Source organism: Mesorhizobium sp. M7D.F.Ca.US.005.01.1.1 (assembly GCF_003952545.1).
Classification (GTDB): Bacteria; Pseudomonadota; Alphaproteobacteria; order Rhizobiales; family Rhizobiaceae; genus Mesorhizobium; species Mesorhizobium loti.
In genome coordinates, this window is record NZ_CP034453.1 from 6431849 (window position 1) to 6450302 (window position 18454).

Sequence of the window (18454 nt, forward strand, 5' to 3'; positions counted from 1 at the left end):
TTCAACGTGCCACCCTCAATGTTCACAATTCCGCAGCCGTAGCGGGCAGCCGGAACATAGATGATCATGATGATTTGGCGCGGGGCGAGCCGGGGGCGTTCAATTTCTCCGCGACCGCGCCTACATAGCGGTCCAGAATGATTGCCAGTGCGGAAATCGCAAGGCCTGCAAGCAATCCTCTGCCGGCCTCGACACGAGCGATGGCATCCACGGTCTCCAGTTCAAGCCCCTGTGAGCCAACAAGCGCCGTTATGACCACCATCCCAACACACATGAGGATCGTTTGGTTGAGACCCAGCATCAGACCAGGTCGGGCAAGAGGCAGACGAACCTTCCAGAACGTTTGAAGTGGGGTGGCCCCGAACGCCACCGCGGCTTCGATCGTGGTTGGATCGACATTGCGGATGGCATGGTCCGTGTATCGCACCGTCGTCGCCACGGAGTAGAGCGCAATGGCGATCACCGCGGTTGCATCTCCGGGACCCAGAAGCATGACAACGGGCACCAGGTATACGAAGGAAGGCAACGTCTGCAGGGTCGTGACGACAACCTCCGACACCGCGTGCACGCGGCGCGAAGATCCGGCCCATACTCCCAAGGGCGCTCCGACAAAAAGGGAGAGCAGCGTTCCGACCGTCACCAGATTGAAGGTGATCAGCAACTTGTCCCAATAGCCAATGGCAGCGATCAGGATGAGCGTGGCGCAAGACAGGACAGCAAGAGAAGGCCGCCGCAGCGCGAAGCCGAAACACAGCATGGAAGCAACAATCGACGCCCAGCCGAGATCTCTCAGTATCGTCAACAAGGGCCGAATGACGCCGAGCGTGATGGTCAGCCGGGCGGTTTCGAAACCATCGCCCCAGTTGCCGTTCAGCCAACTGATGATGCGTGACCAGAAATCAGCGGTCGAGATCGTCAACTCGACCGGATATTGCGCCAGAGGTGCGATTGCGACTCCCCCGACTGTGGGAATGACGAGGATGGCGGCCAGGATTGCGAGGTGCCTTATCGGTTGCGGTCGAGACAGATGAGAAGGTCGACGCACGGCGATCGAATGTCCGTAGCCGTAAAGCAGTACGGCCAGCAGTGTTATCGCAATCCCCGCCTCCAACCCGCGACCGATCTTGAGGGATTGGATCGCGCGAAGCACTTCCGCTCCCAGACCACCTGCGCCGATCATGGAAGCCAGAATGACCATAGCCAGCGCCATCATCACCAGTTGATTGACGCCCAAAAGGAGGTCGTCCCTCGCGCTTGGCAAAAGGATCTTCGATGTGCCCTGCCAGCGGGAGGCACCGGTCATGCTGGACAGTTCGAACGTATGGTCCGGCAACCGACGCAGGCCATACACCACCGCTCGCGCCATCGGCGGCAAGGCGAAGATCAGTGTTGCCACCAACGCCGCGACGGGACCGAACCCGAAGAGGATCAGGACTGGCACCAGATAGCTAAATGGCGGAATCGTTTGCATGACGTCGAAGACGGGGTTCAATACGGTTTCGAGCCAACGCCAACGAAACAGCATCACGCCAAGCACCAGGCCAAAGATCACGCCGACGACGATCGCAAACGCCACGGAAGCGAGCGTCAATGTCGCTTGAGCCCAAAGATTGAAAACAAGAAAGTACGCAAAAGTTGCAAACGCCAGGACAGCCAGGCGGCGCCCACCGGCGAGCCAACCCATGTAGGTTGCAGCAAGAACGACCGACACCCACGACAATGGCGGCAGAGTAACCGTTTCGGCTGCAGTGCGACCCGGAAAGGACCAGCCGGTGGTCAGAAGGTTCTGCAGGCCCCGCATCGGAAGGCCGACTGCCTCCCCACCCGCACGCGTCCAGACCCGGAGAGGCTCGCCAAAAATTTCGGATCGGCGAAGCAACTGGTTGAGCACATCGTTGGACATCTTAAGCAACGGCAGCAGCCATTGCTTCGGCCAGACGTACAACCCTTCGGGCAGCACCTCCCGCCCAACATAGGCAGCGACGAGCAAAATGAGGCCGAATGTCACCCACAAACGGCTGCTCAGCAGCCATTTGTGGCGGATGAGCGGCGCCACAGATGTCGCGCCGAAGGTTATTGAAGCCACGGTGACCACTTTTTCTCGTTGGTGGAAATCCACTCAGCCGCGGCAGCTTCGGGCGTAAGTCCGCCCTTATCCTGCTTGAGGATGCCCCAGGCAACATCGTCATTGGTCAGAACAAACTTCTTCAAGAGATCCGTTACATTGGGCTCGCGCTTGGCGAAATCATTGTTGATCAATTCGATGATATCTCCCGTGGGTAAAGCGCAGTCACCCACGAGATCGGGGGTGACGCCCCAGGCGGGGTCGCTGCGGCACGCGTCCTCATAGGGCGGGAAATCGACAAAGGTGCCCACGCCGGAGCCGTACAGCCAGTGAGGCACGAAACCAAATCCGATGATCGGCTTTTTCCTCTCGATTGCGCCCTGCATCGTGGCGACCATGGCCGCCATGGTACCCGGCAACGTTATGTGGACGTCGAGGCCTAGCGCCGCGATGCGGCGCTCGTCGTCGGCATCAAAGTCTGCCGGTGTTCCGAGATAATTGATCTTTCCGTCCGTCTCCGGGTTGGACAGCGCTTTGATGCAGGCAGGATTCTTGAGCGCCTTCCAGTCCGGCAATCCCGGACATAGCTCAGCGACATAGTTGGGGTACCACCAGGTTTCCCTGATCTTGACGCCGACCGACCCCACCTTCGTCACAGAGCCGGACGCGAGCGCAGCTGCGATCAGTTCGGGAGAAGACGACCAAATTGCGGGACTGATCTCGAGGTCGCCGAGCTCTATGGCCGTGAACTGCGCCGTGTAGTCGGTATGCACGTACTGGATGTTGTATCCGGCCTTTTTGAGCAAGGTCCCGAACACGTTCGTGATGAAGTCCGCGTCAGGCGCACTAACGACCGCCAGCCGCACCGGATCCTGGGATTGCGCGGCGGCGAGCGCCTCGCCGGAAGAAATGCACAGACTGGCGCAGAGCACAGACGCCAACGTGACTGACGAGAGTGGAAACCGCATCGCGAAACACCCTTTCAAAATGACCTATGAGCCAAAGTAGGGCGCACTTCTTATCACATGTCAATCACAAAAATAGAAAAAGAAGTTGCATTGCTCGGGAATGTCGGGTTGAATACAGCATAATATGGACGCTAGATATCACAAATGAGTCACAAATGACAACGAAGGACGAGCAGAGCACGACCGCTTCGGACCGCGTGTACAAGCTTGTCCGTCAGGATATCCTTGAGTGCCGCTGGCGGGCCGGACAGCGCCTGAAGATCCGCGATATCGCCGCCGAACTGGGCGTCAGCCCGATGCCGGTCCGTACGGCGTTCCGGCGCCTAGGCGAAGAGGGTATTCTTATCGTCGAGGAAAACCGATCGGCGCGTGTCCCCTTCGTTTCCCGGCAGAGCTTCAACGAATACCTTGAGATCTCGGTGAGCCTCGAATGCCTTGCCCTGGAGAGGGCCGCGGGGCGTCTATCGAGTGAAACGATCCAGGCGCTCCGAAGCGAAGCCGAGTGCATGCAGCGCGACATCGAGGCTGGCGACACCGTTGGATACGCCCCTCGGTTCAACGGCCTTCTGATGAAGATCTATGTGCGAGGGGAATCTCAAGCGCTCATCGAGATGATCGAAAGCGTCTGGATCAAGACAGCTCCGCCGGCGCGCGAGGCCTTCGAGGAAAAGGGCATCGTCACGAGACTGAATGCGGCCCTGGTTGCGATCATCGACGCCTTGGAGGCGGCCGACGCGGCCAGTGCCAAGGAAATTCTGACCTCTGCCCTGCAGTATGCCTGCAAAGGCGTGAACCTGTTCCTTGAAATGGATCAAGATCAGAAACTGAGACCAAAAGCCAAAAAGAGGATCGAGGAACAATATGTCGAATCCAAGTGAAGCTCCGATTGCGCTGGTCACCGGCGCGTCCCGCGGTATTGGGCGAGCGACTGCGGAGATGTTGCTCCGGGATGGCTACGATGTGCATGCCACCTACATCAGCGATGCGACAGCGGCAGAGGGCCTGGTTTCGTATGGCGACGACTTGGGGCGAAAAGTCACGCTTCACCATTTCGATGCCGGCGCGCGCGAGAGTCAGGACGAGTTGATGCGGCGCCTGCAGGGTGTCCAGCTTCGGGGCATCGTCCACAATGCGGGAATCGTCAAATTCGAGCGATTTACTGAATATGACATCTCGATCTGGGACCGCACCTTCGAAGTAAATCTGAATGCAGCGTTGCGGCTGACTCTTGGACTGCAGAAGCAGATCGTGTCGGGAGGATCGGTGGTTTTGGTAGCCTCCACCGACGCATTCTTCGGCTCCTACGCAAGCATGGCTTACGCGGCGTCCAAGGCGGCGATGATCAATCTGGCCAAGAGCCTCGCATGCAATTTCGGTTCCCGAAACATCCGCGCCAACGCCGTTTCGCCGGGATGGATCCAAACCGACATGACAACTGGGGCGTCCTCAGGGTCAGCGTCAATCACGCCTCTTGGGCGGGACGGAAGGCCGGAGGAGGTCGCTGGCGTGGTCGCATTCCTCTTGTCCGACAGGGCCAGCTTTGTCTCGGGTACGAGCATCGCTGTCGATGGCGGCTACACCTCCTCCGACGCGATCATGTTGAACGAAGCCAGGGAATTAGGCTGAGGATTGTCGGGGATAGCCATGTTGAGTTGCAAGAACCTTTGGAAGATTTACGGACCGGCCAAGGCGCATAGTATCGATCCCGAATTGCCGCTGAGTGAGAACATCTCCTCTGTGGAGCAGCGCGGCGGTTTCGTCGCGTTGGCCGGCGTCGATCTCTCCGTGGCCAAGGGCGAGATCCTGGTCATCATGGGACTGTCGGGGTCCGGAAAGTCCACTCTGCTGAGATGCTTGACGCGCCTGGTGGAGCCATCGGAAGGAGCGTTGTGCTTCGAGGGTCAGGACTTACGCGCCGTGCCTGAAAAGAGCCTGCAACTGCTCCGCCGTACGCACATGAGCATGGTGTTCCAGAATTTTGCGCTGCTTCCCCACCGTACCGTGGTCGGCAATGTGGAGTTGCCACTGGAGATTCAAGGTGTGCGCGCAGCTGCGCGAAAGCAGAAGGCGCTCGATATGATTGGGCTTGTCGGGTTGTCCGGCAAAGAGGATCATTATCCTTATGAGCTCTCCGGAGGCCAACAGCAGCGCGTCGGCATTGCTCGCAGCCTCTCAACCAATCCGAGCCTTTGGCTGCTGGACGAGCCCTTTTCAGCGCTCGATCCACTCATTCGCGAAGAGATGCAGGACGAAATTCTCAGGCTGCAGAAAACGCTCTCCAAGACAGCCGTGTTCGTGACCCATGACTTCAATGAGGCCGCACGCGTTGGAGATCGCATCGCCCTTTTGCGCAAGGGCCAACTGGTCCAGACCGGCAGCGCGGCGGAACTGATCCTGAATCCTGCGGATTCCTATGTGAGGGCATTCACCGCGAGCGCGGAACGCAGTCGAATACTGACGGCGGAAAATTTCATGCAGCATGGAGAGCCGGGCGCTTTCGACGTGCAACTCGAGGCTGAGGTTACACTCCGAAAAGTCGCGGAAACATTTCAGGGCGGGGCCAGCGTGATCGCCTTCGGCAATTCCACGGGCAGAACGGTAGGGTACATGAGACGCCAGGATCTGGGCGACGCCCTCACGTCCGCCATGACGGCGTAGCTGGCCGGGCGTCGAAATCGAGGTACCAGTTCGGCCATGCAAACGAAGATCACCGAGACTGAAGCGCGTGCGCTCCTGCGCAGCATCAAGGCGCCGCAACTGGACCTGAAGCCGGTCGCAGACCATGTGCTCGAGCACTACGGGCTGGCAGGCGAATGGCATCAGCTGGGAGGGGAAAGAGAACAGAACTATCGTCTTGTCACTGCCGCCGGCGAGAGGTTTGTCGTCAAGATCGCATCTCTCGAAGAGGATGAGGAAAGTATCATCTTTCAGGCGAAAGCGCTTGAACATATCGAAAGGGTCGATCCGGCGCTCCAGGTCCCGCGAGTGCGCAGGACCCTTGGAAGCGACCTGCTTTCCAGCATTTCGGATGGAGAGGGTAGAGAACACCGTTTACGCGCTCTCTCGTTCGTCTCCGGTACGACTGTCATGGACCAGTTGGGTCAACGAGGGTTCAAGCTCTCCACCGACGAACTTTTGACTCTCGGGGCGGCGCACGGCCGCCTGGCCAGGGCGCTGCAAGGGTTCAATCATCGCGGTGCCGTTCGACCGATGCCGTGGGACCTGGCAAATGGCCTGCTCCTTGGTGATTGGCTGCGGGACTATATCCCAGAAGAAATCCGCCAAGACGTCGACCGGGCATTGGAGCACTTCGCCGGATCAACCCTTGCGGCGCTGCCCCGCCTCCGATCCCAGGTCATCTACAATGATTTCCACGAGAGCAACGTTCTGGTCCGGGCCGAGCCTTTGCTCGAAGTTGTGGGGGTTATCGACTTTGGCGACATGGTCTATGGGACGGTCGCGCAGGACCTCGCCGTCGCTGTAGCGTCTTTCATCCATTGGAGCCCGGAACCCGTGGCTGCTGCATCAGCAATTGTGCGCGGCTACCAGAGATATATGCCACTGGAGGCCGCCGATCTGGCGGTGCTCAAGGATCTGGTGCTTGCCCGGCTGATCCTGCAGGTCGGGCTCGTCCGCTACCAGGCTGCAGTCAACGGCCGGCACGACCAGCACCTCGACGAACTGCAAACCCTGTATTCGGCTGCCGTATCACGCCTCGCCAACATCGATGGCAACGCGTTCGTCGCCTCGATGACCCCCTCCGTGGTGCCCACGCCGATTTCATCGCCCGTGGTGGAACAGACTACGACCGATATCCAAGCCCTGATGTTCCGCAGGCAATCGGTCTTGGGCGAGGCCTACACCTTCTACAACGAGCCGCTGGAGCTCGTGCGTGGTCGCGGCACAAAACTCTTCGACGCCTCCGGGACGGAGTACCTGGATTGTTACAACAACGTCGCCAATGTGGGGCATTGCCATCCCTATGTGGTGCAGGCGCTCGCCCAGCAGGCGGCCACGCTCAACACCAACTCCCGCTATCTTCACAGCGAGATCCTGCGGCTGGGAGAGCGGCTGACTGCGACCCTCCCCGAAGGCCTGGATACCTGGATCTTTGTCTGTACCGGCTCGGAAGCCAACGACCTGGCGGTTCGCATTGCCCGGTCGGTTACCGGCAACGAAGGCGTGATCATCACAGAAAACAGCTATCATGGCAACACATCGGTGGTCGCGCCGCTTTCGTTGCTGGAATACGACATCAAGGACAAGCCGAGCTGGGTCGAGGCGGTGCCGCCCCCTAATGTCTACCGGGGCATCCATCGAGGCGACCAGGCCGATTTGGGGGAACGCTACGCCGATCACGTGACCGAAGCAGCGGTCCGCCTTGGAGCAAGGGGATCGGGCGCTGCAGCGCTGCTGATTGACTCGATCTTTGACGGCAACGGCGCCTTGGTCCCGCCGGGCGACTACATGCGCCTTGCCTTCGAGAAAGCGAGCCGTTCAGGAGCGTTGTGCATCGCCGACGAAGTCCAAATGGGCTTCGGAAGATCGGGCACGCATATGTGGGGCTTCGAGGCATTCGATGTTCGTCCCGACATAGTCACCATGGGAAAGCCGATGGGCAACGGGCACCCCATCGCCGCGCTCGTGACGCGTCGCGAAATCGCCCTGGAGTTCCAGCGTCGCACTGGCTATTTCAACACCTTCGGCGGCAACACGGTCTCGACGGTTGTCGCCAACGCCACCTTGGACGTGCTGCAGGGCGAGAACCTGCAAGGCAACGCCGAGCGTGTCGGCGCGCATCTCAAGGCATCTCTCGACGGTTTGATCGGCACGCACGAGCTTGTCGGCCACATCCATGGGCGCGGCCTTTTCTACGGAGCCGAGCTTGTCCTCGACCGGACCTCGCGCGCTCCCGCGAAACTCGCGGCCCGCTGGGTGCGTGAACGGATGAAGAGCCTCGGTGTCCTGGTTGCCTCGACCGGTCCCTTCGGAAACATCATCAAGATAAGGCCGCCATTGGCCTTCAGCACCGCCGACGCCGACCGGTGCTTTGAAGCCCTTCACACCGCGCTGACAGATGTGCCACCCGATCTTCGGATCGCAAATAGCGCCTGAGCCAACCGGGGATCAGCAGATGAAGATCTACAAGTGCGATGCTCATCTGGAGCATCAATCCAAAGTCGAGCTCACCCCTGGGAGGTTCATCCCAACGCTGGACGTGGCGGAGCGCACCAGCGCTGTTCTGGATGTCTTACGGCAGGCGGGCCACACCGATGTCTTGGACTGTGCACCCGCATCGAAGGTAGATCTGCGCACCATTCATTCCGCAGACTACCTGGATTTCCTCGCCACGGCCTGGGATGAATGGTCTAGCTCATTCGGAACCGAACTCGACGGCGTCGGCTTCGTCTGGCCGCACCGCAACCGGCCGCCGCGATGCCCAAGCGCGATAGAAGGCAAGATCGCCTACTACATGTTCGACGGGGTGAGCACGATCACGCCGGCGATGTGGCCTGCAACCTTGGGCGCAGCAGGGGCTTCACTTCAGGCTGCCGGGGACCTTCGCGTCGCTGGATTGCCGGGCCTGGTCCTGGCTCGTCCTCCGGGGCATCATGCCTGCTGGAACATGGGTGGAGGTACGAGTTACACCAACCATACCGCGCTGGCCGCACAGGAACTGACGCGAGATGGCGCTCGGGTCGCGATCCTGGACATTGACGCTCACCATGGCAACGGTTCTCAAGACATCTTCTGGACCAGGTCCGATGTCCTTTCCATCTCTCTCCATGCCGATCCCGCGGTGGATTATCCCTATTTCTCCGGGTACGCCGACGAGATCGGCGCCGACGCCGGCGAAGGCTTCAATTTGAACCTGCCACTCCAACCCGGCACCGACTGGTCGGGCTACAGCGAAGGTTTGACGACCGCGCTCGAGAGGCTGCACGACTATTCTCCAGACTACATGGTGGTGGCGCTTGGCGTGGATAGCTATGCCAAGGATCCCGCAGGACGTCTGGCCTTGGAGTTGGCTGATTTCAACCGGATTGGCGAAGCCGTTGCATCCTTGGGCCGCCCCCACATGTTTGTGCTCGAAGGGGGATACTGCCTCGATGCGATTGGTCGCTGCGTCCTCAATGTTGTCGCGCCGGGAGGTTAGATGCGCCTGTGCCTCGCCGGATGTTTTGGCCGACCCGGCCTAAGGGAGGGGATTGACCTCAAGGAGCGAGTTGCCGCTTGCGTCGACAGCCACGACTAATTGGTTGCCCGCGCTTTGACGACTGATCTTGTCAGTATCTCGTACTTTTGTTTGGCGAAACCATCGGAGGAATTAGCTATGGAAAATCAAAACAGGGAAGAAGGCTTTGAGGGCCGAATGATGCGCCTGGTTAAAAAATGCGATCAGGAACAGAGGCTCATCATGAACCACGTCTGCATTCGGGTTGAGGATATCGGTCGCACGGAAAGGTTGCTGTCTGAGTCTTTTGGTATCGGCAAAGGAGGTTTTACTCGCGTTGAAGGAAATTTATTCAAGGGGGAAGCTTTTGTCAGCGGTGCGTGGGTGAACGACGATTTCTATCTTGAACTAATGGAGCCGCTCGAAAAACAACGGCTGGGATACGATACCGGGTGCGGTGCACCAATTGGGCACTTGAGTGAAATTGGCTTCCTCACCCCTAATATGGACGCAGAATTGGACCGGCTATCAAAGCTGGGGTGGAAGGTGACTGACACGCTTTCATCTGAATTCTCTAGAGAGGTAAAGATGGACATGGAGCCGTCCATTGGATTTCCCATAGAGCTGATGGAAGTAAAAATCAGAGATAAATAACGCATATTAGCCGACTACATCACTGGGTTAATTCTTATATTTAACAATCGCGAACAGAGCACGAAATTAAGAGGGCTTATAGTCAAATGGCGTACATTGAAATTTTCCCTAAATCCACTGAAACACAGCAACGCTTGGCCGACCACAGCGCCCCGATGATGGACATCCTTTACCAGGCCACAAAAAGGATTCTCAACGTTCCTGATCACGATATCATCATCGAGTTAAATCAGTGTACAGCAATAGAATTTAATTCCTTGGCAGTGCAGTCTTCCGCAGTTCCAGATGTCGTAATAAAGATTTCAACCAGTGACCATGATTTACAGCAAAAGTTTCAATCTCTATGCGATCTCATCGTGAGAAAATGGAGCGCACAATTCGGGAATACACTCAAATTAGAAATTTGGATAAACTTGATTGATACGTGGGGCTGCAACATAGACCTCAATTAGAATGAAGCAACGCTCCGTGCGTTGCGCTTGCGCGCCGATCGGGCTTTCATCCCGGACAGTGATCCGGGCGGCGGCAGCAACAATGAGCGCCGATCAAATGGCGTGAAGGGGGTGGTCGTCAAAGACAGCCGGCGAGTTTGGCACGTTGCCGAATGAGCGCCTCGACGATATCGATCGTCGGGGTCGCATGGCGGGTGAGACGGCCTAGCTCCTGGACCGCCGACACCAGAGCATCGATCTCCATCGGCCGGCCAAGTTCCAGATCCTGCAGCATTGATGTCTTGTGCTTGCCGACCGCGGCCGCGCCGGCAATCCGTCGATCGACATCGACCCCGAAATTTGCCCCCAGCGCCTCGCCGATCGTCTGAGCTTCGACCATCATTGCCAGAATGATCGCCCGCGTGCCTGGATCGGCGCAGATTTCATCGAGCTTTCCGCCGGTCAGAGCGGAAACTGGGTTGAACGAGAGATTGCCCCACAGCTTCACCCAGATCTCATTGCGGATTTGCGTGCGGATTGGCGCCCTGAATCCAGCCGACGCGAGGAGAGCGGCCAGATTGGCGGTGCGCTCGGTCCTCTCGCCTGAAGGCTCGCCGATCGGTAGGCGATCGCCTTCGATATGTCGAATGACGCCGGGAGACTCGATTTCGGCGGCCGGATGCACGACACAGCCGATCACGCGCTGAGGTCCGATCGTCTCCCACAGCACCCCCTTCGGATCGACGGACTCGATGCGGCGGCCTTCGTGCACGCCGCCATGCTTGTAAAAGTACCACCAGGGCACGCCATTCTGCGCCGTGACCACCGCCGTTTCAGGGCCCAGAAGCGGCTTCAGGTTTTCAATGATGCCGGGAAGCGAATGGGCCTTGAGCGCCAGGAAGACATAATCCTGGGGGCCGAGATCGGCGGCCTGGTCTGTCGCGCGCACGGTGACGGTGGTCTCGCTATCTTCCGACTTAAGCGTCAAACCCGTTTCGCGAATAACGGCAAGGTGGGCACCTCTGGCAACGAGACTCACCTCGGCGTCGCCTTGTGCGGCAAGCCTGGCACCGACGAGACCGCCGATCGCTCCCGCGCCAAACACGCAGATCCGCATCAGCCAATCGCCTGTTGCATTGTCGACCAGTACACCCGCACCCGATCCACCCCGCGCGACGAGGCTCCAACTGACGGCAGTAAAGGAGCCGATGGCGTATGGTGGGTCGGGGACCTAGTAGCCAAGGGCGCAGCCGTCCATGCGAGCATCCGAACCTCCGATGAGCACCCCTTCCGACCAGTCGATCTTGATCATTTGTCCGCCGCCAAGCGGCTCGGTTGCCTCGACGAGCCGATGGCCGAGCTTTCTGAGCCCCTCGACCGTGCCGATCGGAACGCCACGCTCGACCTGAGTGTCGCCCAGCGAATAGAAGACGCGGGGCTGGTCGATTGCCTCCTGTGGATCGAGTCCGAAGTCCACGATACCGGTCAATACGTGCGTATGTCCGAAAGGTTGATAGTCGCCCCCCATGACCCCATAGCAAAGGAATGGCCGACCATCCTTCAAGGCGAGCCCGGGCATGATCGTGTGGAGGGGGCGCTTGCCCGGTCCTATCGCATTGGGGTGAGCAGGATCGAGCGAAAAACCCATGCCGCGATTTTGAAGCGTGATGCCATAGGTCGGCGAGACTCGCGTTGAGCCAAAGCCCCAATAGACCGAATTGATGAAGCTGACGCAGTTGCGATCGCGATCGACGACCGTCAGGTAAACAGTATCCGATTTGCGCATGAGCGGCGGCGGCAGATGGTCTGCCACACGGTCGCGACGGATTTCATTGCGAAGGCGTGCGGCATAGTCCTTGGAGAGGATTTCATTCACCGGAAAAGCCGCATGGCGGGTGTCGCAGACGAATGCATCACGATCCCTGTAGGCCAGCCTGCCGGCTTCGATTTCAAGATGCAGGCGCTCAGCCCCCAAAGGTTCGAGCGCGGCGAGATCAAAACCCTCGAGGATGTTGAGCATGAGGAGCGCGGTGATGCCCTGGTTGTTGGGCGGGATCTGGCAGACCTCCATACCACGGTAGTTTGTACGCACGGGCTCGACATATTCGCCTGCGGCGATCTCGAAATCATCAAGAGTGTGATAGCCACCGAGGCTGCGAAGGTAGCTCACGATATCCTCAGCCACAGGTCCCTTGTAGAAACCATCTCTCCCTTTGGCGGCGATCAGGCTAAGCGCGTCAGCCAGACCGGGGTTGCGAAAGATCTCACCGGCCCGAGCGGCCCGGCCACGCGGAAGGAAAACGCGGGTTGCATTGGGGTCGCGCCGCAACCGCGCTTCATCCACAGCCCAATCTTGCGCCACTCGAGGGTGAACCGGAAATCCATTCCGCGCAAAAGCGATTGCGGGGGCAAGAAGCTCGCCGATCTCCTTGCGTCCATGATCCGCCACGAGCCGGGTCCACGCATCAATAGCGCCCGGGATGGTAACGGCATGCGGGCTTGAATCTTCAAGCTGAGATTCGCCAACGGCAAGTCCGCTGGCCGGAAGTCTGGACGGGGCTCGCCCGGAGCCATTATAGGCAACAATCTGATCGGTGCCGTTCTTGGCCATGATGACAAAGCAGTCGCCGCCGATTCCGGTTTGCTGCGGTTCCACGACTGCAAGCACCGCGGCTGCGGCAACTGCTGCATCGATTGCCGCGCCTCCACTTTGCAGCACCTCAATGGCAACTCGCGCCGCATGCGGGTTGTGGGTGGCGGCCATGCCGTTCATGGCCATTGCCGGAGAGCGGCCAGGTAGTTGGAAGTCGCGCACAGTGTACTCCTATTGGCACGGACAGAATGAAAACGGCGAGCCTTGAGACGCGCCACCCATTTGCTTGTCAGTTACGATTGCAAAATGTCGCGACAGCTCCGGGGTTCGCGTCCGATCGCGCTCGCTTTCGCTTCCCTGAAGCGGGCGAGCACCGCTGCGGAATCAATCTTGGCGCGTGATGCGGTGTTGACCATCCTATGCGAGCCCAAGTTTTGCCGCGAGGCCAATGCGCTGCATCTTGCCCGTGGCGCCCTTCGGGATCTCCGGCACAAAGACTACAAGTCGTGGCACTTTGAAGTCGGCCAGCCGACCCGCCGCGAACTCCCGAATATCACGCTCGCCTACCTGGGCTCCCTCCCTCAGCACAATGGCCGCGGCAACGTCCTCACCAAGCTTGTCATGCGGTATGGCGAAGGTCACAGCCTGGTGAACCGCAGGGTGGGCCATCAAGACTTCATCGACCTCAAGTGGGGCGATTTTCTCGCCACCGCGGTTGATGATCTCCTTCAGCCGGCCCGTAAGGCGAAGAAAACCGTCATCGTCCATCACACCCTGATCGCCGGTGCGAAACCAGCCGTGAGCAAATGCCTCGGCGTTCGCTTTCGGGTTGTTCTCGTAGCCACGCGTGACGTTTGCGCCGCGTGTGACGATTTCTCCTTCCTGTCCGGGAGCAAGCAATCGTCCGTCCGCGGCCATGATGGCAACCTCGGGTCCCGCAGCGACGCCGACACTTCCTGGCTTGCGCTGGCCTGGCGGCAACTGATTGGACGTCATCTGATGGGCGTTCTCAGTCATCGAGTAGGCTTCGATAACCGGGCACGCAAAAACGCGCTCCATTTCGGCGAAGACGGGTGATGGCAATGATGCCGAGCTCGAACGGATGAACCGCAACCGGTTGGCGGCAATAAGCTCCGCATTGCCACTGCTGCGCGCCAGAATCGCCTGGTGCATCGTCGGCACGGCCGTATACCAGGTCGATTTGGCCTCGTTCATCCAGCTGACGAACTTCAGCGCATTGAAGCCGGGCGTACAGAAGACACTGCCGCCAGCCGACAGGCTTGCCAGCACGGCCGCCACCAGACCGTGAATATGAAAGAGTGGCATGATGTTGAGGCAACGGTCCGACGGCCCGAGCTTGAGCGTCCCTACGATATTTGCCGCTGAAGTCAGCAGGTTCGTATGACTAAGCGGCACTATCTTGGGTTTGGAGGTCGTACCCGAAGTATGGAGGACCAGGGCGATATCCTCAGATTCCGCCGGTCCAGGCGTGGTGGCCACCGACGGTGTGCCCGACATATCGAAGAGACCAGCCGGACCCTCTTCTCGTGCGTGCAGGTGAATTATCGGTATCCCGACACGAGCGGCTGCAGCGAGCGCTGGGCTCTTGCTACCGGCCGCAACGAGAAGCGCCTTCGCCTTGAGATCATCCAGGTAAAAGAAAAACTCGTCCTCGCGGTAGGCTGGATTGAGTGGAGCTGTAGTACAGGTGGTTGCGCAGGCTAGGAAGGCGGCGACCATCTCGGGGCCGTTGACAAGGACGATGGCTAGTTTGTCACCCCTCCCAATGCCAAGATTGTTGAGAGATATGACCGTTCGATCGACAAGAGCCAGCAGTTCTCCCGAGGTGACGTCCGAGCGCGCGGGAGCCCCAATTGCTCGAGCACTCGAGGGCGCTGAACTTAGGATATCGCGGATCGTGTTCATGCGTACCGCCCTCAATCTCGCTTGCCAATGACTCGAGATAGAAATGCCGCGGTCCGTTCATGGGCAGGCGCGGTGAAGAATTGCTCCGGAGGCGCATCCTCTATTATCTGGCCGCCGTGCATCATGATGACGCGGTTTGCCACTTCGCGCGCGAAGCCCATCTCGTGGCTCACCACGATCATGGTCATGCCCTCGCGGGCGAGTTCCTTCATGACGTCCAGGACTTCGCCAATCATCTCAGGGTCGAGCGCACTGGTCGGCTCGTCGAACAGCATAAGGGCAGGACGCATGGCCAGCGCACGGGCAATGGCCACACGCTGTTGCTGACCACCAGACAGTTGCGCGGGGTAAGTGTTCTCTTTTTCGGCCAAGCCAACGCGGGCGAGCAATGCGCGGCCCGTTCGGAGCGCTTCCTCACGCGGAATCTTGCGCACGTGAATCGGCGCTTCGATAATGTTTTCGAGGGCCGTCAGGTGGGGAAAAAGATTGAACAGCTGAAAGACCATTCCAATCTCGCAGCGTTGACGAGCGATGTTGCGCTCGCTGTCTTCAACAAGCAGACCATTGCGTTCGCGATAGCCGATCAGATGGCCGTTGACCTCGATCCGACCCTTCTGAATTTTCTCAAGGTGATTGATGCAGCGTATGAACGTGGTCTTGCCCGACCCCGACGCACCAACGATGACGACCACCTCTCCCTTGCGGACGGTAAGATCGATTCCCTTGAGAACCTGAAGGTCTCCGAAGCGTTTTTCCACTCCGCGCGCGGTGACAATCGCAGGCTCCGCCACCGGATCATCGCTCATCGCGGTTCTCCAATTTGTCCAAAACCGAACAGGCGCCGGTATCCCTTTGATGCAAGTTTGCGGGAAGCTGCCGCGGCAGGATCGCCAAACCGTGACTCGAGCCGCTGCTGGACAAAGCCCCAGAGCGTGGTGAGGGTCAGATAGTAGCAGGCGACCACCATATACAGCTCAAAAACACGAAAGGTTACGGAGGTAACCATCTGCGTTGCGAGCAGAAGTTCGGGGACGCCAATCACGCTCAGCAGTGTCGTGTTTTTCAGCATGCTGTTGAATTCGTTGCCCAGCGGCGGGACAACTACGCGCGCTGCTTGCGGCAGTATGATGCGGCGCATGTAGAGGCCATATGTCATTCCCAGGGACTTTGACGCTTCCGTCTGGCCTAGGTTGACGGAATTGATCCCGGCTCGAATGATCTCCGCCATGTAGGCTGCTTCATTCAGCGTCAATGCAAGAAGTCCTGCCTGCAGATTGCCGGGAAGCGTCGCGAAGCCGAGATTGATGTCCTCGAAGCGAAAAATGTTCGCGGCCGCCAAGCCGGTGTAAATAAAAACGATCTGCACCAGCAATGGCGTGCCGCGAAAACCCCACACGAAGATTCGCGCGGGCACTTGCAGAAGGCGATGCTTCGAAATCCGGGCCAAGGCTATGAACAGCCCCAGAACGGTTCCGAAGCCCTGAGCGACCACGCTAATGCTTAGGGTCAGCCAGAGACCGTGCAAATAGACCGAACTTGGCCAGAACAGGTACTCCCAGAAAACGCCCCATTCGAAGTTCATGAAGGCCGCCTATTCGATTGCGTCCCCTTCGAGCCCCCACTTCGCGAGTAACTTCTTGTAGGTACCGTCGGCCCTCATCGAATCGAAGGCCTTCTGAACGGCATCATGCATCTCGACCTCACCTTTGCGGGTGGCGATTCCGGTCTTGATCTTAGCGAACGGCTCGCCGCCAATGTCGAAAATATGGCCCGCTTTCTGGAGGAAGAAAGCAGCTGTTTCGAGAGTGGTTCCGTATGCATCCACCTGGCCAATTTGCAGCGCCTGGCGAGCATCGGAATCCTTTGGGAAGACCGTGACCGTTACCTCAGGTTTTCCAGCTTCCTTGAATTTCTTGTTCTGCTCGTCCAGCAGGCTCTGGATCGTCGTGCCATTGTCCACTGCGGCCTTGAGACCCGAAAGATCATCAAGTCCCTTGACATTCTTCGGGTTGCCCTTCGCCACTAAGAGCGACTGGCTCGAATACATGTAGTTGACAAAGTCGACGACCTCGCGGCGCGCCGGCTTGTCGAAAAGCTGCGACAGAATGGCATCGCACTGTTTCGCCAGGAGAGCCGGAACGATCGCGCTGAATGCAGTCTCCTTCCACTCGACCTTTACCCCCATCCGCTTCCCGATCTCTGTGCCGATATCGACATCCATACCGCCCAGAACCTGGTTTTCGTCGTAGAAACCGAGCGGCGGGTTCCCGAATTCGGCGCAATACGTGATCTTGCCCGCCTTGGCGATATCCGCTGGCGGCGCCACCTCAGCCGCATGAGCAACACCAACCGCGAAGACGAGCGCGATGGCACAACCGGCACTCTTGGAGAAACGAGACATCTGGCAACCTTCCCCTTGTTTATCGGCCCAACGATTTGGACCATTGCTTATTGGTCTATTTGTTGATAGTGTTCTTGTTATGAGTTTCATTATCTATTTCCCAACGCTTGCGCCCTGTCAACACACAGTGGGCGCTCGCCAATCAAAATAAGCCAATGCGGAATGGTCTAGTATGAAGAGGTCCGACTACGCTCACCAGAAGCTTGACGAAATGCTGCGTGAGAACCGTTTCCAGCCGCAGAGCCGGCTTCCGCCGGAACGCGATCTAGCGCGGCAGCTTGACGTCAGTCGAATGGGGTTGCGGGTGGCGCTTGATCGGCTCGAGGCGGAAGGACGGATCTGGCGCCATGTCGGTCAGGGTACCTTTGCTGGTTCGCGTCCCGAGAAAGCACCGACACAACTGTCGTTCGTTACCGCAAACACGAGCCCGGCCGAGGCGCTAGAGGCACGCCTAGCGATCGAACCTCAGATCGCCCGAATGGCAGCGCTGCGTGCGAGCGAACTTCAAATTTCCGATATGTTCGGACTAGTTCAGAAAGGAAGAGCCTCGGGAGATCCTGCAGCGTGGGAGTCTTGGGATGGGCAATTCCACCGGGCACTGTGTCTGGTCACGGGCAATCGACTCCTGCTTTCAATTTTCGATAGCTTTAATGCGATAAGACGGCAAAGGACGTGGAGCCAGCTGCGTCAGGCTGTACTCACGCCGGAGCGACGGGAGCACTATGCGCAGCAGCACAAGACCATTCTGGATGCCATCAGCGGTCGCGACGCCCTGCAAGCGGAAACCGCTATGCGCACGCACATAGAAGACGTAGCCCGCAGTCTGCTCGATCCCCGCAAGTAAGCGAGTATTCGGCTTCACAATTGCAGTCAGACGTATTCCAAATTCGCGCCTGAACACGTGCAGCCTGCGAAAATGGATCATATTGCTAGCCTGTCCGAGCTATCTTCGTTGGATCAGTGTTCGCGCTGCTAGCCCTGCTGGCCCTCCATGACCCCTCTGCCGAAGCGGTGGCGCATGTTGGGGTGCTACCGCAGTAGGAGTTATCCCACAGCCTTCCCTCACGGCTTGCGCCTTGGCGCAGCCTATGCATGCGCCGGTCGAGCTGGCGTGGGAGGCGGTCGGGCGGAGGGTTGGGCCGCAGCTTCGGTAACCTCGGCTTGCTCGTCTTTCTTAGTCGCCTCCACGCGCTATCCGGCGCACGCGCCAGAAGTCGATGCCTTCATAGCTATCCAAAACC

Annotated in this window: 16 protein-coding genes; 8 read left to right on the forward strand and 8 right to left on the reverse strand. The window is 58.8% G+C overall.

The annotated features are described in order from the left end of the window. Positions 1 to 64 precede the first annotated feature (64 nt). Positions 65 to 2095, reverse strand: coding sequence for an ABC transporter permease subunit (locus tag EJ076_RS31260; RefSeq protein WP_126070458.1), 2031 nt, complete (start codon positions 2093 to 2095; stop codon positions 65 to 67). Next, complete coding sequence (locus tag EJ076_RS31265) at positions 2074 to 3033, reverse strand: ABC transporter substrate-binding protein (protein WP_126070459.1); 960 nt, start codon at positions 3031 to 3033, stop codon at positions 2074 to 2076. The genes EJ076_RS31260 and EJ076_RS31265 overlap by 22 nt, the downstream gene beginning before the upstream one ends. A 155-nt stretch (positions 3034 to 3188) precedes the next feature. Here EJ076_RS31265 and EJ076_RS31270 point away from each other — a divergent pair, with 155 nt between their 5' ends. The 7 genes from EJ076_RS31270 to EJ076_RS31300 all read left to right on the forward strand — a co-directional run bounded on the left by EJ076_RS31270 (position 3189) and on the right by EJ076_RS31300 (position 10314). Next, entirely contained in the window at positions 3189 to 3911 is a 723-nt protein-coding gene (locus tag EJ076_RS31270) for a GntR family transcriptional regulator (RefSeq protein WP_164548777.1), read from the forward strand. Then, a complete protein-coding gene (locus tag EJ076_RS31275) occupies positions 3895 to 4659 on the forward strand; it encodes an SDR family oxidoreductase (RefSeq protein ID WP_126070461.1) in 765 nt (254 codons plus the stop codon). Before EJ076_RS31270 ends, EJ076_RS31275 begins: the two co-directional genes overlap by 17 nt. Before the next feature lie 18 nt (positions 4660 to 4677). Beyond that, positions 4678 to 5691, forward strand: coding sequence for an ATP-binding cassette domain-containing protein (locus EJ076_RS31280; RefSeq protein ID WP_126070462.1), 1014 nt, complete (start codon positions 4678 to 4680; stop codon positions 5689 to 5691). 36 nt (positions 5692 to 5727) lie between these two features. Then, positions 5728 to 8148, forward strand: a complete 2421-nt coding sequence (locus EJ076_RS31285) for an aminotransferase class III-fold pyridoxal phosphate-dependent enzyme (protein ID WP_126070463.1) — start codon at positions 5728 to 5730, stop codon at positions 8146 to 8148. A 19-nt stretch (positions 8149 to 8167) separates the two neighbouring features. Next, entirely contained in the window at positions 8168 to 9190 is a 1023-nt protein-coding gene (locus EJ076_RS31290; protein WP_164548778.1) for a histone deacetylase family protein, read from the forward strand. A 177-nt stretch (positions 9191 to 9367) separates the two neighbouring features. Then, positions 9368 to 9862, forward strand: coding sequence for a VOC family protein (locus EJ076_RS31295; protein ID WP_126070465.1), 495 nt, complete (start codon positions 9368 to 9370; stop codon positions 9860 to 9862). An 86-nt stretch (positions 9863 to 9948) separates the two neighbouring features. Beyond that, positions 9949 to 10314, forward strand: coding sequence for a hypothetical protein (locus EJ076_RS31300; RefSeq protein WP_126070466.1), 366 nt, complete (start codon positions 9949 to 9951; stop codon positions 10312 to 10314). Between the two features lie 118 nt (positions 10315 to 10432). On the opposite strand, the gene EJ076_RS31305 is transcribed toward EJ076_RS31300, so the two are convergent. From EJ076_RS31305 to EJ076_RS31330, 6 genes are all read right to left on the reverse strand, one after another. Next, positions 10433 to 11410, reverse strand: a complete 978-nt coding sequence (locus EJ076_RS31305; protein WP_126070467.1) for a 2-dehydropantoate 2-reductase — start codon at positions 11408 to 11410, stop codon at positions 10433 to 10435. Between the two features lie 114 nt (positions 11411 to 11524). Next, positions 11525 to 13108: a gamma-glutamyltransferase gene (ggt, locus tag EJ076_RS31310; RefSeq protein ID WP_126070468.1), complete on the reverse strand. Its 1584-nt coding sequence runs from the start codon at positions 13106 to 13108 to the stop codon at positions 11525 to 11527. Between the two features lie 195 nt (positions 13109 to 13303). Next, positions 13304 to 14812: an acyl--CoA ligase gene (locus EJ076_RS31315; RefSeq protein WP_126070469.1), complete on the reverse strand. Its 1509-nt coding sequence runs from the start codon at positions 14810 to 14812 to the stop codon at positions 13304 to 13306. 11 nt (positions 14813 to 14823) lie between these two features. Beyond that, positions 14824 to 15618 carry an amino acid ABC transporter ATP-binding protein gene (locus EJ076_RS31320; protein WP_126070470.1) on the reverse strand — a complete coding sequence of 265 codons (795 nt, stop codon included), beginning with the start codon at positions 15616 to 15618 and terminating at the stop codon, positions 14824 to 14826. Continuing rightward, on the reverse strand, positions 15615 to 16394 hold the full coding sequence (locus EJ076_RS31325; RefSeq protein WP_126070471.1) for an amino acid ABC transporter permease: 780 nt from the start codon (positions 16392 to 16394) through the stop codon (positions 15615 to 15617). The genes EJ076_RS31320 and EJ076_RS31325 overlap by 4 nt, the downstream gene beginning before the upstream one ends. A 9-nt stretch (positions 16395 to 16403) precedes the next feature. Beyond that, positions 16404 to 17213, reverse strand: coding sequence for an ABC transporter substrate-binding protein (locus EJ076_RS31330; RefSeq protein ID WP_126070472.1), 810 nt, complete (start codon positions 17211 to 17213; stop codon positions 16404 to 16406). Between the two features lie 172 nt (positions 17214 to 17385). Here EJ076_RS31330 and EJ076_RS31335 point away from each other — a divergent pair, with 172 nt between their 5' ends. Further along, entirely contained in the window at positions 17386 to 18057 is a 672-nt protein-coding gene (locus EJ076_RS31335; protein ID WP_126070473.1) for an FCD domain-containing protein, read from the forward strand. Positions 18058 to 18454 lie beyond the last annotated feature (397 nt).